The organism is Microbacterium sp. bgisy207, assembly GCF_965345035.1.
Taxonomy (GTDB): Bacteria; Actinomycetota; Actinomycetes; order Actinomycetales; family Microbacteriaceae; genus Microbacterium.
Map to the genome: position 1 here is coordinate 41,634 of NZ_CBDRMG010000002.1, position 13,775 is coordinate 55,408.

General features: G+C 68.2%; 15 protein-coding genes. 8 read left to right on the plus strand and 7 right to left on the minus strand.

What is annotated here, in order from left to right; all coding sequences use genetic code 11:
- Position 1: 1 nt before the first annotated feature.
- Genes ACSGC5_RS01845 through ACSGC5_RS01870 form a run of 6 tightly spaced genes read left to right on the plus strand, consistent with a single transcriptional unit; the run spans position 2 to position 4,187 of the window.
- Positions 2–274: a HypC/HybG/HupF family hydrogenase formation chaperone gene (locus tag ACSGC5_RS01845; RefSeq protein ID WP_434968902.1), complete on the plus strand. Its 273-nt coding sequence runs from the start codon at positions 2–4 to the stop codon at positions 272–274.
- Positions 271–912, plus strand: a complete 642-nt coding sequence (locus tag ACSGC5_RS01850) for a hypothetical protein (RefSeq protein ID WP_434968903.1) — start codon at positions 271–273, stop codon at positions 910–912. Before ACSGC5_RS01845 ends, ACSGC5_RS01850 begins: the two co-directional genes overlap by 4 nt.
- Positions 909–2,033, plus strand: coding sequence for a hydrogenase expression/formation protein HypE (gene hypE, locus ACSGC5_RS01855; protein ID WP_434968904.1), 1,125 nt, complete (start codon positions 909–911; stop codon positions 2,031–2,033). Before ACSGC5_RS01850 ends, hypE begins: the two co-directional genes overlap by 4 nt.
- 14 nt (positions 2,034–2,047) lie before the next feature.
- Entirely contained in the window at positions 2,048–2,320 is a 273-nt protein-coding gene (locus tag ACSGC5_RS01860; RefSeq protein ID WP_434968905.1) for a HypC/HybG/HupF family hydrogenase formation chaperone, read from the plus strand.
- The gene (gene hypD / locus ACSGC5_RS01865) at positions 2,320–3,450 is read left to right on the plus strand and encodes a hydrogenase formation protein HypD (RefSeq protein WP_434968906.1); all 1,131 of its coding nucleotides are present in this window, start codon (positions 2,320–2,322) and stop codon (positions 3,448–3,450) included. Before ACSGC5_RS01860 ends, hypD begins: the two co-directional genes overlap by 1 nt.
- On the plus strand, positions 3,447–4,187 hold the full coding sequence (locus ACSGC5_RS01870; protein ID WP_434968907.1) for a DUF6390 family protein: 741 nt from the start codon (positions 3,447–3,449) through the stop codon (positions 4,185–4,187). Before hypD ends, ACSGC5_RS01870 begins: the two co-directional genes overlap by 4 nt.
- Here ACSGC5_RS01870 and ACSGC5_RS01875 read toward each other — a convergent pair.
- From ACSGC5_RS01875 to ACSGC5_RS01890, 4 genes are read right to left on the minus strand one after another with little or no spacing between them, the layout of a single operon-like run.
- On the minus strand, positions 4,162–4,959 hold the full coding sequence (locus ACSGC5_RS01875; protein WP_434968908.1) for an energy-coupling factor ABC transporter ATP-binding protein: 798 nt from the start codon (positions 4,957–4,959) through the stop codon (positions 4,162–4,164). The two genes, ACSGC5_RS01870 and ACSGC5_RS01875, sit on opposite strands and share 26 nt — an antisense overlap.
- Positions 4,956–5,606: a cobalt ECF transporter T component CbiQ gene (gene cbiQ, locus ACSGC5_RS01880; RefSeq protein ID WP_434968909.1), complete on the minus strand. Its 651-nt coding sequence runs from the start codon at positions 5,604–5,606 to the stop codon at positions 4,956–4,958. The genes ACSGC5_RS01875 and cbiQ overlap by 4 nt, the downstream gene beginning before the upstream one ends.
- A 16-nt stretch (positions 5,607–5,622) precedes the next feature.
- Positions 5,623–5,943, minus strand: coding sequence for a PDGLE domain-containing protein (locus tag ACSGC5_RS01885; RefSeq protein WP_434968910.1), 321 nt, complete (start codon positions 5,941–5,943; stop codon positions 5,623–5,625).
- Positions 5,940–6,629 carry an energy-coupling factor ABC transporter permease gene (locus tag ACSGC5_RS01890; protein ID WP_434968911.1) on the minus strand — a complete coding sequence of 230 codons (690 nt, stop codon included), beginning with the start codon at positions 6,627–6,629 and terminating at the stop codon, positions 5,940–5,942. The genes ACSGC5_RS01885 and ACSGC5_RS01890 overlap by 4 nt, the downstream gene beginning before the upstream one ends.
- 115 nt (positions 6,630–6,744) lie before the next feature.
- Between ACSGC5_RS01890 and ACSGC5_RS01895 the strand changes: the two genes are divergently transcribed.
- Positions 6,745–7,224, plus strand: a complete 480-nt coding sequence (locus ACSGC5_RS01895) for a Fur family transcriptional regulator (protein WP_434968912.1) — start codon at positions 6,745–6,747, stop codon at positions 7,222–7,224.
- Between the two features lie 71 nt (positions 7,225–7,295).
- Here ACSGC5_RS01895 and ACSGC5_RS01900 read toward each other — a convergent pair whose 3' ends face one another.
- Complete coding sequence (locus tag ACSGC5_RS01900; protein ID WP_434968913.1) at positions 7,296–8,891, minus strand: isocitrate lyase; 1,596 nt, start codon at positions 8,889–8,891, stop codon at positions 7,296–7,298.
- Positions 8,892–9,003: 112 nt separating this feature from the next.
- Complete coding sequence (gene aceB, locus ACSGC5_RS01905; RefSeq protein WP_434969145.1) at positions 9,004–10,644, minus strand: malate synthase A; 1,641 nt, start codon at positions 10,642–10,644, stop codon at positions 9,004–9,006.
- 173 nt (positions 10,645–10,817) lie between these two features.
- Between aceB and ACSGC5_RS01910 the strand changes: the two genes are divergently transcribed.
- Positions 10,818–12,305, plus strand: a complete 1,488-nt coding sequence (locus tag ACSGC5_RS01910) for a helix-turn-helix domain-containing protein (RefSeq protein WP_434968914.1) — start codon at positions 10,818–10,820, stop codon at positions 12,303–12,305.
- A gap of 38 nt (positions 12,306–12,343) precedes the next feature.
- Here ACSGC5_RS01910 and ACSGC5_RS01915 read toward each other — a convergent pair whose 3' ends face one another.
- On the minus strand, positions 12,344–13,714 hold the full coding sequence (locus ACSGC5_RS01915; protein ID WP_434968915.1) for an NAD(P)/FAD-dependent oxidoreductase: 1,371 nt from the start codon (positions 13,712–13,714) through the stop codon (positions 12,344–12,346).
- Positions 13,715–13,775 lie beyond the last annotated feature (61 nt).

The following is a 13,775-nucleotide window of genomic DNA, read 5'->3' on the forward strand; positions in this document are numbered from 1 at the left end:
GATGTGCCTTGCGATTCCAGGCCGGATCCTCGAGCGGTGGGAGGAGCCCGACGGCGCGATCGTCGCCGAGGTCGACTTCGCCGGTGAGACCCGGGACGTCAAGCTCAATTTCCTGCCCGATCTCCAGGTCGGCGACTACGTCATCGTGCACGCCGGGTTCGCCCTCACTCGGGTCCCGGCCGACCAGGTGGATCAGGTCATGAGTGCGATGCAGGATGCCGGGATCGTCGACGATGACGGCGCGATCGCTGCCGAAGCGAGGGTCGGACTGTGACCGCCGCACCGGCGAGCGACCTGCGCATCGCGGCCGTTCATGTCGCCCGGGCATGGGCTTTAGGCCGGTCCGTCCACGTCGTCTCCGACGCTCCCGTGGATGTGCCGACCATCTCCGTCGTGTCGGGCGAGGATCCGTGCGCGGAGCTTCGGTCCGCGGCCCGCACCGGGGACGCCGCGATCGTCGTGGGAGCCTTCCCCGACCGCGACCGATTGCTTGCGCGCCTCCCGGCGTGGGGGGTCGCCGGGATCTGGGTGGGCTCGTCACAGCGCCCTCCCGAGGGAGTGGCCACCGTGTGCGTCGAGGGAGGTCCCGAGATCGTGTCCCGCATCCTCGTGCTGGCGGAAGACCTACGACACGATGCCGCGGCATTGGAGCCGGCCGTCGTGGAGTGCACCGACGAGGTCTGTGTGACCTGCAGCGACGAGGGGCGCCTCGGCGAGGTCGTCGCGGCCCCACCCGTGCTGTTCGCTCCCGCGCGGGTGCGCACTGCGGACGGTGTCGAGCAGATCGACGTCACCATCGTCGGTCGGGTCTCGCCCGGCGATCTGGTGCTCATTCACGCGGGAATGGCGATCGCGACGGTTCCGCTCCCCGACGCTGTGGTCGTGCCGACGCGTTCGGCGGTGATGTCATGACCGCTGAACCCACGGCATCCGACACCGCCCGTCGGGGGAAGAACCGACTCAACGAGTCCGAGGACGAAGTTCTCGCGCGGATCGAGGCGTTCCGCCGCCGCCGCCCCCGCCTGATCGACGAGGTGGTCACCCTGGCTCACGGCGCAGGCGGGAAGGCATCCGCGGCCCTCGTGGACGCCGTGTTCTTCGAAGCGTTCGGGTCGCCCACTCCCGGCGATCCCGGAGACGCCGCGGTGCTCGCTCGACCGGCGGGTCGAGTCGCGCTGACCACCGATTCGTACGTGGTGAACCCGATCCGGTTCCCCGGCGGCAGCATCGGAGATCTCGCGGTCAACGGCACCGTCAATGACCTCGCTGTGAGCGGCGCGGTGCCCACGGCCATCACCGCAGCCTTCGTCATCGAAGAGGGGCTTCCCGTGCAGACCCTCCGCGAGATCGCGGCCGACATGCGGGCGGCCGCCGAGACCGCAGGAGTCCAGATCGTCGCGGGCGACACCAAGGTGGTGCCGCGGGGCGCCGCGGACAAGCTCTTCATCACGACGGCCGGGATCGGCACGGTCCCCGACGAGCGGCGGCTCGGCGCATCCCTGGTCGAACCCGGAGACCGCATCCTCGTTTCCGGTCCGATCGGCGCACACGGGATGGCGGTCATGCTCGCTCGCGGAAACCTCGCGATCGACGCAGAGATCCACTCCGACTCCCGCGCGGTCAACGGACTCGTCGAGGCGCTCCTGGACGCCGCGCCGCACACGCGCTGGATGCGGGACGCTACGCGCGGTGGCCTCGGGACCGTGCTCAACGAGCTCGTGCAGGCGTCCGGCCACGGGGTCATCATCGATGACGAGGCGGTTCCGGTCGCGCCCGTCGTTCGTGGCGCGTGCGACATGCTCGGCATCGATCCGCTCTACGTCGCGAACGAGGGGATGTTCGCTGCCGTCGTTCCGGCGGCACGCACGGATGCCGCGCTTGCCGCGCTCCGGTCGCTCCCCGGCGGCGAGATCGCTGCCGTCATCGGTGAGGTGGTCGCCAGCCCCTCCGACATCGTGGCCGTGCGCAACGCCTTCGGCGGCACTCGCATCGTCGACATGCTCGTCGGCGACCCCCTTCCCCGGATCTGCTGAGAGAGAGGTCAGCCATGTGTCTCGGAATACCCGGTGAGATCGTCGAGGTCGTCGATGCCGACGAGCACCTCGCGTCCGTGGAGGTCAGCGGTGTCCGCCGGGTGATCTCCACCCGCCTGCTCGCTGATGAGCCGCTCGAGGTGGGGGACTGGGTGCTCGTCCACGTGGGCTTCGCCATGAGCAGGATCGACGAACGGGAAGCGGATGTCACCCTCGACCAGATTCGAAAGCTCGGGCGCACCTACGACGAAGAGCTCGAAGCGTTCATGGAAACGGAGATCGTCTGATGCGATTCGTCGATGAGTTCCGCGATCCCGCTGCCGCCCGTTCTCTGCTGAAGGTCATCGATGCCCAGACGGAGCGACTCGGGCGCACGCTCTCGTTCATGGAAGTCTGCGGCGGCCACACCCACACGATCTACCGGCACGGCCTCGAGCACCTGCTTCCCGAGGCTGTCCAGCTCGTGCATGGCCCCGGGTGCCCCGTGTGCGTCATCCCGATGGGTCGCGTCGATGATGCGGTGTGGCTCGCACACCGCCCTGGTGTGATCTTCACGACCTTCGGCGACATGATGCGGGTGCCCGGGACCGAAGGCAGCCTCCTGCAGGCGCAGGCGGCCGGAGCGGACGTCCGCTTCGTGTATTCACCGCTGGATGCGCTGAAGATCGCGATCGACAACCCCGAGAAGAAGGTCGTGTTCTTCGCCGTCGGGTTCGAGACCACCGCACCTTCCACGGCGGTCACGATCGCCCGCGCGGCAGCCCTGGACGTGCGGAACTTCTCGATCTTCTGCAACCACGTGCTCATCGAACCCCCGCTGCGGGCGATCCTGGATGCCGATGACCTCGACCTGGACGGCTTCATCGGTCCCGGACACGTCTCGACGGTGGTCGGGACGACCGTGTACGACTTCATCCCCGCCGAATACGGTCTGCCGATCGTTGTGACCGGGTTCGAGCCGCTGGACATCCTCCAGTCCGTCGAGATGCTGCTCAGACAGTTCGAGGAGGGGCGCTGCGAGGTTGAGAACCAGTATTCCCGGGTCGTGCGGCGGGAGGGGAATCCGGCGGCACTCGCGCTGATGCAGCAGGTGTTCGCGGTGCGGGACACGTTCGAGTGGCGTGGCCTCGGGTACATCCCTCGGTCCGGGTACGGCATCCATCCCGACTATGAACGCTTCGACGCCGAGAAGACGTTCTCCCTGCCCGGCGTGCGGGTCGAAGACCCGCCCGCGTGCGAGTGCGGCAGCGTGCTGCGCGGTGTGATCAAGCCGTGGGAGTGCAAGGTGTTCGGTACCGCATGCACGCCCGAGACGCCGATCGGCACGTGCATGGTGTCGCCGGAGGGGGCATGTGCCGCGTACTACAACTTCGGTCGCCTGCATCGGGAGGCCGCGCAGGCCGTGGCGCGCGCGTGAGCGAGGGCGCCCGACCACCCGGGGAGCGCGTGTTCGCCCGGTACGCCTACCATCCGAACGAGAAAGGCTACTGCGGGCCCGACGGTGCACCGCTGCTCGCGCAGGTCGCCCGTGGTGAGGGCGCCGAGGTCGACGTCCGTGCCGCGGCGGCCCGTTTCTCAGGAGCTTGGCCGTATCTGGTCGTCATCGGCCGGCTGCTCGGATGCGACCCGCTCGACGAGAGGGCGGTGCGGGCATACTGGACCGGGTCTGCCGAGGGTGACGCGATCGATCCGTCAGCCTTCTGGCGGGATCTGCTGGCGATCATCGGCCCCCAAGCCGGCTCCTACTGGGCGTATCTCGACGAGTCACTCGCCGCTGAGGCGGCACCGCACCACGCCTTTCACGTGTTCGGCGTGTATCCCTGGACCCGGCTGCTGAGCACGGGGCGGTCCGAACCCGTGGAGGTACTCGAGTCGTGCGCGATCCTGCCGGCGCGGATCGTCGAGTCGTCCGAGGTGCAGTGGTCGGTCGTCGGGCCGCGACTTCGATACCGGGAGGGGACGCTCGTCCTCGAAGACGATGACGCGCCCAGAAGAGTGGGGGTGCCGTTCGGGGACAGTGCGCAGCCGGGTGAGCATGTCGCGATCCACTGGGGAGCCGTCGCCGAAGTGACGGATGCCGAGACCGCGACAGGGCTGCACGAACGGATCAGACGCCAACTCGCTCGCGTCAATCGCCGACTGACGGCCGGCTGAGAGGCGTTTCGGCTCCGGGCGCCGGGACGGGACGGGGCAGGCGCGGATCGAATCCCCAGGGCAACTCGAGTCCATGGGCCCGGAGCAGCCCGTCGTCAGCGAGGATGTCGGACGTCCTGCCGTCGGCGACGATCCGTCCGCCGTCGAGGATGACCGACCTGGGGCACAGTTCGAGTGCGTACGGCAGGTCGTGCGTGACGACGACGATCGTCGCGTCCACCTCGGCGAGCGTGCGTGTGAGGTCGCGGCGCGCGGCCGGGTCGAGGTTCGACGTCGGTTCGTCGAGGACGATCACGTCGACATCCATCGACAGGATGGTCGCGATCGCCGCGCGGCGCCGCTGACCCAGCGAGAGCCGGCCCGGCGCGGCATCGCGTTCGCGCTCCAATCCGACGCGCGTCAGGGCAGCATCCACGCGCGCGTCCAACTCGGCTCCGCGGATCCCGTGGTTGCGGGGCCCGAATGCGACGTCTTCGCCGACCGTGGGCAAGAACAGCTGATCGTCCGGGTCCTGGAAGACGACGCCGACGCGCCGTCGGGCGTCGGCCACGGTTGAGCGCGTGACCTCCGTGTCCCCGATGCGCACGGCCCCGCGCTGGGGAAGGTGGATGCCGTTCATATGCAGCATGAGGGTCGTCTTGCCCGCCCCGTTCGGACCGAGCACGGCGACGCGCTCGCCCGCCGCGATCTCGAGATCGACGCCGTGGAGCACCCGCGCTCCCGACGGGTAGGCGAACTCGAGGCGCTGCACCGACACGGATGCTGCGCTCATCCCGACCCTCCCCGGGAGAGCATCGCGAGGTGCACGCGCTCGCCGCGGGCGTGCGACCGGATGATCACTGCCCCCGCCGCGTGCGCGATGATCGCCCAGGAGCCGGGTCCGCGCGCCCGGAACCCGCGAGACTCGCGAGCGATCTTCATGCGCCGGGACTCGTCGACGATGAGGTCGAGGTAACGGATCATGAAGCCCATGATCGAGACGAGCACGTGAGGCAGTCGCAGTTCGGAGAGGGCCTGGATCATGCGCCGCGGCTCTGTGGTCGCGATGAGCACCGTGGCGGCGCCGACGGCGAGTGTTGCTTTCGCGAGCAGCCCCCACGCGCCCCAGATCCCCTCGACGGCCAGCTCGACCGGCCCCACCCGGATGCGGGGACCCAGCGCGATGAACGGCAGGAGCAGTGCGAACACGACGAAGGGCAGCTCTATCGTCATCCGTCGGGCGATCACGCGTGGCCGCACGCGTGCGATGACAAGCCCGGTGACCACGATGACCGCGTAGACGCCGAACGCCGCGAACCACTCGCGTGGCGTGGCGACGACGACGGCGGCAAAAGCGACGGTGATGATGAGCTTCGTCCGCGCAGGCAGGCGGTGCAGGACGGATCCGCCTTCACGATGGCCCCAGGCGATGGCGCTCACGTGCCCCTCTGTCGCCTCATGCGCGCCGCTTCGCGAGCTTTCCGAGCCCCCACGCGAGGGCGAAGCTGATCGCGCACCCGACGACACCGACGATCAGGACCGACAGCCAGTTCCCGTCAAGGCCGACGACGGAGTAGTCGGCAAGCGGCGAACCGGAGGTCGCGCTCGCGGCTGCGCTCTCGTCGAAGCCGAAGGCGCCTGCGACGAACTCGAGCCCGTCGGGGCTCGATGAGGCCCAGATGCTGACGGCGGTGGAGATCACGAGGGCGATCCCGAGCGCCCACAGGGTGAAGGCGCGCGTGGAGATCCGCGCCCGCGGTGTCGAGGACGCACTCATGTCGGGACCGCCTCCGTCATGGCCGCGGGAGCGGAACGCTGGAACTGTGCCCCGTAGACCAGATCCGGGCGTGAGGCGAGCACGGCGGCGACGATGAGCCCGGTGATGATCGCCTCGCCGATCCCGATGAGGGTGTGCCACCCGATCATCGCGGTCAGGACCGGACCGAGGGGCACGGCAACCTGGCCTCCGATCGCGAACAGGCCCACGAAGGCGATCGCCGATGCCGGCACCGACAGCAGACCGCCGATGGCCGCGCCGACCGCGAGAGACCATCTGCGCGCGGGTAGCACGCGGATCAGGCCGCGGAACACCCACCAGGAGACGGTGACGGTGACAAGCCCCATCAGAGTGATGTTCGTGCCGAGGGCTGTCAGCCCGCCGTCCGCGAACAGCAGGGCCTGCACGATGACGACTGCGCTGAGGGCGAGGATCGCGGTCCATGGGCCCAGGAGAACGGCCGCCAGCGCGCCGCCCAGGAGATGCCCGCTCGTGCCCGCACCCACGGGGAAGTTGATCATCTGGGTGGCGAAGATGACGGTCGCCACGATCCCGACCATCGGGGCCTTGCGGTCATCGAGCAGTTCCGCGCGGGAGTTCCTGAGGGCGAGCCCGATCGCGCCGGCGGCCACAACGCCCGTGGCGATCGAGACTGGCACGCTGAGGAATCCATCGGGGACGTGCATGGGCGACCTTCTTGATCGAGGATGCGCTCACACTATTGCGACTCAGTCGCACCATACAAGAGCGATGTTGTGCGCCGGGCCGACTTTTGGACGGGCCCTGTGTCACGATGGCGGAATGGGCGGGTCGGACCAGCACGAGCACCTTCATGCGGAGGCGCCCCGCAGCCTCGCCGACGCGGTCGTGGCACAGCTGACGGCGCGCGGCGAGCGCATCACGCCCGCGCGCCGCGCCGTGATCGGAGTCCTGGCGCGCGAGCACAAGCATCGCACCGCGGAGCAGGTCGCCGCCCAGCTCACTCACCTCGGCATCCATCGTGCAACGGTCTATCGCACGCTCGAGTTGTTCGACGCCCTCGGGATCGTCACGACGCGCCCGCTCGCGCAGGGCTCGACCGGCTACCACCTTGCGACGGCGGAGCATCACCGCGCACATCTGCACGGTGTGTGCCGATCGTGCGGGGTCATCGTCGCCCTGCCGGCGGACCTTCTCGCGTCCGCCGCCCGGCGGGCCCGCGCGACCGGCGGCTTCGCACTCGACGCGGTCCAGAGCTCTCTGGTCGGCACCTGCTCGGAGTGCCTATCGCGCACGTCCTGAGCACTCACCCGGGAACAGCGGCACACGGATGCCCCGGGTGTGCGCCCGGGGCATCCGTGTGGGATGGGTGTTCAGCTGAACTGGTTCATCGTGTTGTGCTGACCGCCCGCCTTGAGAGCGGCATCCCCGGCGAAGTACTCCTTGTGGTTGTCGCCGATGTCGCTGCCTGCCATGTTCTGGTGCTTGACGGTTGCGATGCCCTCACGGATCTCGCGACGCTGCACGCCCCGCACGTAGGCGAGCATCCCCTCGTCGCCGAAGTACCCCTTCGAGAGGTCATCGGTCGACAGGGCCGCCGTGTGATACGTCGGCAGGGTGATGAGGTGGTGGAAGATCCCCGCGCGGGCGGAGCCGTCGCGCTGGAAGGTGCGGATCTTCTCGTCGGCCAGCCGCGCGAGCTCCGTGTCGTCGTACTCGACGCTCATGAGGTCGGCGCGGTCGTACGCCGAGACGTCCTTGCCGTCTGCCGCGAGCGCGTCGTAGGCCTGCTGGCGGAAGTTGAGCGTCCAGTTGAACGACGGGCTGTTGTTGTAGACGAGCTTCGCGTTCGGGATCTCGGCCCGGATCGCGTCCACCATCCCGGCGATCTGCTCGACGTGCGGCTTCTCGGTCTCGATCCACAGCAGATCGGCGCCGTTGCGCAGCGATGTGACGCAGTCCAGCACGACGCGCGCCTCGCCGGTCCCGGGACGGAACTGATACAGGTTTGACGGCAGACGCTTCGGACGCAACAGTTTGCCGTCCCGCTTGATGACGACATCCCCGTTGCCGAGATCGGCGTCCGAGATCTCCTCGACATCCAGGAAGGAGTTGTACTGGTCGCCGAGGTCCCCGGGTGCGTGCGTGACGGCGAGCTTCTGCGTGAGCCCCGCCCCGAGCGAGTCGGTGCGCGCGACGATGATCCCGTTGTCGATCCCCAGTTCGAGGAACGCATAGCGCACGGCGGTGAGCTTCGCGATGAAGTCCTCGTGAGGGACCGTCACCTTGCCGTCCTGGTGGCCGCACTGCTTCTCGTCCGAGACCTGGTTCTCGATCTGGATGGCGCAGGCCCCTGCCTCGATCATCTTCTTGGCCAGGAGGTAGGTGGCCTCGGGGTTTCCGAAGCCCGCGTCGATGTCGGCGATGATCGGCACCACGTGGGTCTCGTAGGTGTCGATCTGAGACTGGATGAACTCCGCTGCCGTGTCGTCACCGGCGGCACGCGCCGCGTCGAGCTTCGTGAACAGCAGGTCGAGCTCGCGCGCGTCGGCCTGGCGGAGGAACGTGTACAGCTCCTCGATCAGCGCGGGCACGGCGGTCTTCTCGTGCATCGACTGGTCAGGCAGCGGCCCGAACTCCGAGCGCAGAGCCGCGACCATCCAGCCCGAAAGGTACAGGTAGCGCTTGTTGGTGCTCTTGAGGTGCTTCTTGATCGAGATGAGCTTCTGCTGCCCGATGAAGCCGTGCCAGACACCGAGCGACTGCGTGTACAGCGACGAGTCGGCGTCGTACTCGGCCATGTCGCGGCGCATGATGTCGGCGGTGTACTGGGCGATCTCGAGGCCGGTGCGGAACCGGTTCTGTGCCCGCATCCGCGCCACGGACTCGGGGTTGATGGCATCCCAGCTGGATCCGTGCTGCTCTTTGAGCCTCTGGATGGCGGCGATGTCGTCCTGGTAGGCGGTCATGTCATGTCCTTCGGTCGTCGGTGTTGTTCGAGGTAGGGGGTGCGTTTCGGCTCGCCGCACTCGCTCAACGACCGGGGGCGTTGAGCGAGCGAAGCGAGACGAACCGCTCCGATCAGTCGGTCTCGACCAGATAGCGCGAGTAGGCGGGCAGGGTGAGGAACGCGGGGAACTCGGTCCCGAGAGCGACCTCGCGGAACACCGCCGCGGCGTCGTCGAAGCGATCGCCTTCGGAGCGCGAGACCTCGTCGAGCACCTGCGCGATGAGGCCTTCGACGTACTCCCGGGTGATGGGGGTGCCGTCCTCGGTCGTACGGTCCTGGTGGATCCACTGCCAGATCTGAGAGCGGCTGATCTCGGCGGTGGCGGCATCCTCCATGAGGTTGTCGATCGCGACGGCCCCCAAGCCGCGCAGCCATGCCTCGATGTACCGGATGGCGACAGACACGTTCCCGTACACGCCGGACGCCGTGATCGGGCGGCCGATGTGTACGTCGATCAGGTCCGCGGCGCGCACGTTCACGTCGGGACGCTGCCGGTCGAGCTGATTGGGCCGGTCGCCGAGCACCGCATCGAACTCGGCTCGCGCGACGGGGATGAGGTCGGGGTGGGCCACCCAGGTGCCGTCGAACCCGTCACCGGCCTCGCGCTTCTTGTCGGCGGCGACCTTCTGGAAGGCGCGCTCGGTGACCTCGGGGTCGCGGCGGTTGGGGATGAAGGCGCTCATGCCGCCGATCGCGAAGGCTCCCCGCTTGTGGCACGTCTTCACGAGCAACTCCGTGTAGGCGCGCATGAACGGCACCGTCATCGTCACCTCGCTGCGATCGGGAAGCACGAAGCGCGCCCCGCGACCGCGGTAGTTCTTGATGATCGAGAAGATGTAGTCCCAGCGGCCCGCGTTCAGGCCCGCGATGTGGTCGCGCATCTCGAAGAGGATCTCCTCCATCTCGAACGCGGCAGGCAGGGTCTCGATCAAGACCGTGGCGCGGATCGTGCCGTGCGCGATGCCGAGGTAGCGCTCCGTGAAGGTGAAGACGTCATCCCAGAGCTTGGCTTCCTCCGAAGACTCGAGCTTGGCGATGTAGAAGTACGGCCCGACGCCGTTGTCGATGAGCTGCGCGGCGTTGTGGAAGACGTAGAGACCGAAGTCCACGAGCGAACCCGACGCGTCCATCGTGCGTCCCGCGCGGTCGGTGTAGCGCAGGTGCTTCTCGATGAGGTGCCAGCCGCGGGGGCGCATCACGATCGTCGGAGTCTGCTCGGCCGTCACCCGGTAGCTCTTGCCTTCGGGGCTGGTGTATTCGAGCTGCCCCCGGATCGCGTCGTAAAGGCTCAGCTGCCCCTCGATGACGTTCTTCCACGTCGGGCTGGTGGCATCCTCCTGATCGGCGAGCCACACCTTCGCGCCGGAGTTGAGCGCGTTGATCGTCATCTTCGGATCGGTCGGGCCGGTGATCTCAACCCGCCGGTCCTCCAGACCCGGCCCGGCACCCGCCACGCGCCACTCGTCGTCGTCACGGATGTGGGCGGTGTCATCGCGGAATTGCGGGTCGTGGCCGTTGCCGATCTCGAACCGGCGCCGCATCCGGTCGGCGAGTCGGTCGTGGCGGCGCGCGGCGAAGCGCGAGTGGAGCTCGGTGAGGAAACCGAGTGCGTCCGGGGTGAGGATCTCGTCATACCGCGGACGAAGGGGGCCGACAACCTCGATCGTGGGTTCGGTTGTCGTCATCGGTGCCGCCCCTGAACGGGTGGGCATCGGTGTGGTCGTGGAGGGAGTCATGGCGCATCCTTCCTGTCTGTGTCGTCCGGCGAGGAGGTTCGTCGGCTAGGGGCGTCGTGACACCACTCTGAGTGAACTTCGTGGCGTTGAGTGACCACTTGAGCTGTGAAGATTGCTCAAACTTCTGCATCCGTGACAGAATCGCCGGCATGACGAGCCTTGCCGCCCCGGAAGAGTCCCTCCCCCTGACCGCGACGGACGCCGACGACGCCGTCGACACGCTCACGATCGGCCGGCGTATCAGGCAGTTGCGCGCCGAGCGGGGGATGACGCTGGACGACCTTGCCGCGGAGGTGGACCGAGCTCCCAGCCAGCTATCGATGATCGAGAACGGACGGCGCGAGCCGAAGCTCTCGTTGCTGCGGTCGATCGCACGAGCACTCGGCACGACGCTCGACGCGCTGCTCGAGTCCGAGCCGCTCGATGAGCGGGCGACGATGGAGGTGGCGCTCGAGCGGGCGATGCGCGGCCCCACCTTCCAAGCGCTGGGTATCGCACCGTTCCGAATCGGTCGGTCCATCCCCGACGAGGTTCTCGCGGCGATGCTCGCGCTGCAGGGTGAGATCGATCGGTTGCGCGACGAGCGGGCCGCGACGCCCGAGGTTGCACGCCGCGCGAACCTGTCCCTCCGTCGGCTCATGACGAGCCAGAACAACTACTTCGCCGACCTCGAGGCTCATGCGCGGCGACTGCTGGACGCCGTGGGGCACAGTGGCGGACCGCTGACACAGCGCACGGCATCCGACATCGCTGCCCACCTCGGGTTCACGATCCACTACGTGTCGGATGTGCCGCTGACCACGCGCAGCGTCTTGGACCTCAAGCACGGACGGCTCTATCTGTCGAGCACGATCGCGAGCAAGCGCGACGCCCGCACCGCCGTGCTGCAGTCGCTGGCCAGCCGGATCCTCGGGCACGCTGAGCCGGCAAGCTACGCGGACTTCCTGCGGCAGCGGGTCGAGATCAATTACCTCACCGGCGCACTGCTCATGCCCGAGGATGACGTCGTCCCATTCCTCCGCGACGCGAAGGCGCGACGGGCGCTGTCGATCGAGGACCTGCGCGACGCGTACTCGGTCTCCTACGAGACGGCCGCCCACCGCTTCACGAATCTTGCGACGGTCCATCTGGATATGCCGGTGCATTTCCTGAAGGTCCACGAATCGGGAACGATCACGAAGGCGTATGAGAACGACGACGTCAACTTCCCCACCGACCGGTTCGGCTCGATCGAAGGCCAGATGTGCTGCCGGAAGTGGACCAGTCGCGTCGTGTTCGACATCCCGGACCGTTTCAATCCCTATTTCCAATACACCGACACCGGTAACGGCACCTACTGGTGCACCGCGCGCGTGGAGCCGTCGTCCGAGGGGCTGCACTCGATCAGCGTCGGCGTGCGGTTCGACGACACGAAGTGGTTCATCGGGCGTGAGACCACCAACCGTGGCGTATCCCGGCACTCCGTCGATGTCTGCTGCCGGCGGGCGCCCGCGGATCTCGAGAGTTCGTGGCGGGATCACTCGTGGCCCAACGTTCGCACCCCTCGGACGCTGCTCGCGACCCTCCCGACGGGCGCCTTTCCGGGTGTCGACACCACGGATGTCTACGAGTTTCTCGAGGCGCACGCGCCCCAGTGACTCTCGCCGCGCGCGTATGGCGGGACTCCCGCCCGCTGTCAGCGGCCCGCGATCAGATCCGCGATCCGGGCGAGCGCTGACGTTCGTGATCCGCCGCGGGACTCGAGTCTGTCGGCGCCGCGGTATGCCGTGTAGATCGCGTTCACAGCCGTCCATCGCAACGGCTCGACCTCCCACCGGCGAGCGCGATGGCCGACCCACGGCAGGCGTGTGAGGTCGGTGTCGCGGCGGAGTACGAGATCAGCGAGGGTGCGGCCCGCGAGGTTGGTCGCCGTCACGCCCGTCCCCACGTAGCCTCCCGCCCAGCCCATGCCGGTCGCGCTGTCGTAACCGACGGTTGCCGACCAGTCCCGCGGAACGCCGAGCACACCTGCCCAGGCGTGGGCAAGGGGCGTCTGTCGGGCGACGGGGAAGAAATCGTGGAGTAGTCGAGAAAGCGCGCGGATGGTGCGCTCCTGGGTCCGCCCGTCGGTGTCGACTCGCGATCCGTAGCGGTACGGGACTCCGCGCCCACCGAAAGCGATGCGGTCGTCCGCGGTTCGCTGCGCATACATGTAGACGTGCGCGAAGTCGCCGAGCGTTTCCCTTCCCGACCAGCCGATGTCATCCCACGCCGCGCTCGGGAGGGGCTCGGTGACGATCATCGACGAGTTCATCGGCAACCAGGTCCGGTGCTGGCCATGCAGGTTCGCGGTGAAGCCCTCCGTGGCGCGGATGACGGCATCCGCGCGCACAGTGCCCCGGTCCGTCTGGACACGTCCGGGCTCGAGGGATCGCGCCGTCGTGCCCTCGAAGATCACCACGCCCAGCCGCTCCACGACCTCCGCAAGCCCCGAGGCGAGCTTGGCGGGGTGGATGCGCGCACAGTGCGGATGCCAGAGACCGCCGAGAACCCCCGCGACGGCGACGCGGGCCCGCGTCGCCGCGGCATCCAGCTCCACGACGTCGGTGTGGGGCCAGGATGACTCCTCCGCGGCAGCCTTCCGTAGTCGCGCCAGCTGAGCCGGCGTCCGCGCGATCTCGAGCTCTCCGCCCTTGACGACATCGGCGTCGATTCCCTCGCGCCGGGTGACGTCGATCACCTCGTCCACGGTCTCATTCAGCGCCCTCTGCTGCGCGATCGCCGCGTCTGGTCCGTGACGTTCGACGTACTGCGAGCGTCCGCCCGTGACCGAGTTGGTCAGCCATCCACCGTTGCGCCCTGACGCTCCGAAGCCCGCGAATCTCTGCTCGACGATGCAGACGCGCAGGTCGGGCTGCAGCGTCTTCAGGTAGTACGCCGTCCACAGGCCGCTGTACCCGGCCCCGACGATGCACACGTCCATCGCGAGGTCGCCGGGGAGAGGTTCACGCGGGTTCGGCACGCCACCGGTGTCCCGCCACCACCAGGACACGTCTCCATTGATCACGAAGTGATTCTCGCACGACGGGTGCCGTCGTGTGGAACCAGAATCGCGACGGATTCCGACG

Coding starts and splice junctions, on each gene's coding strand:
- ACSGC5_RS01845 (WP_434968902.1), top strand. CDS start 2: ATGTGCCTTGCGATTCCAGGCCGGATCCTCGAGCGGTGGGAGGAGCCC.
- hypE (WP_434968904.1), top strand. CDS start 909: ATGACCGCTGAACCCACGGCATCCGACACCGCCCGTCGGGGGAAGAAC.
- ACSGC5_RS01860 (WP_434968905.1), top strand. CDS start 2,048: ATGTGTCTCGGAATACCCGGTGAGATCGTCGAGGTCGTCGATGCCGAC.
- hypD (WP_434968906.1), top strand. CDS start 2,320: ATGCGATTCGTCGATGAGTTCCGCGATCCCGCTGCCGCCCGTTCTCTG.
- ACSGC5_RS01875 (WP_434968908.1), bottom strand. CDS start 4,959: ATGAGCGCAGCATCCGTGTCGGTGCAGCGCCTCGAGTTCGCCTACCCG.
- ACSGC5_RS01885 (WP_434968910.1), bottom strand. CDS start 5,943: ATGAGTGCGTCCTCGACACCGCGGGCGCGGATCTCCACGCGCGCCTTC.
- ACSGC5_RS01890 (WP_434968911.1), bottom strand. CDS start 6,629: ATGCACGTCCCCGATGGATTCCTCAGCGTGCCAGTCTCGATCGCCACG.
- ACSGC5_RS01895 (WP_434968912.1), top strand. CDS start 6,745: ATGGGCGGGTCGGACCAGCACGAGCACCTTCATGCGGAGGCGCCCCGC.
- ACSGC5_RS01900 (WP_434968913.1), bottom strand. CDS start 8,891: ATGACCGCCTACCAGGACGACATCGCCGCCATCCAGAGGCTCAAAGAG.
- aceB (WP_434969145.1), bottom strand. CDS start 10,644: ATGCCCACCCGTTCAGGGGCGGCACCGATGACGACAACCGAACCCACG.
- ACSGC5_RS01910 (WP_434968914.1), top strand. CDS start 10,818: ATGACGAGCCTTGCCGCCCCGGAAGAGTCCCTCCCCCTGACCGCGACG.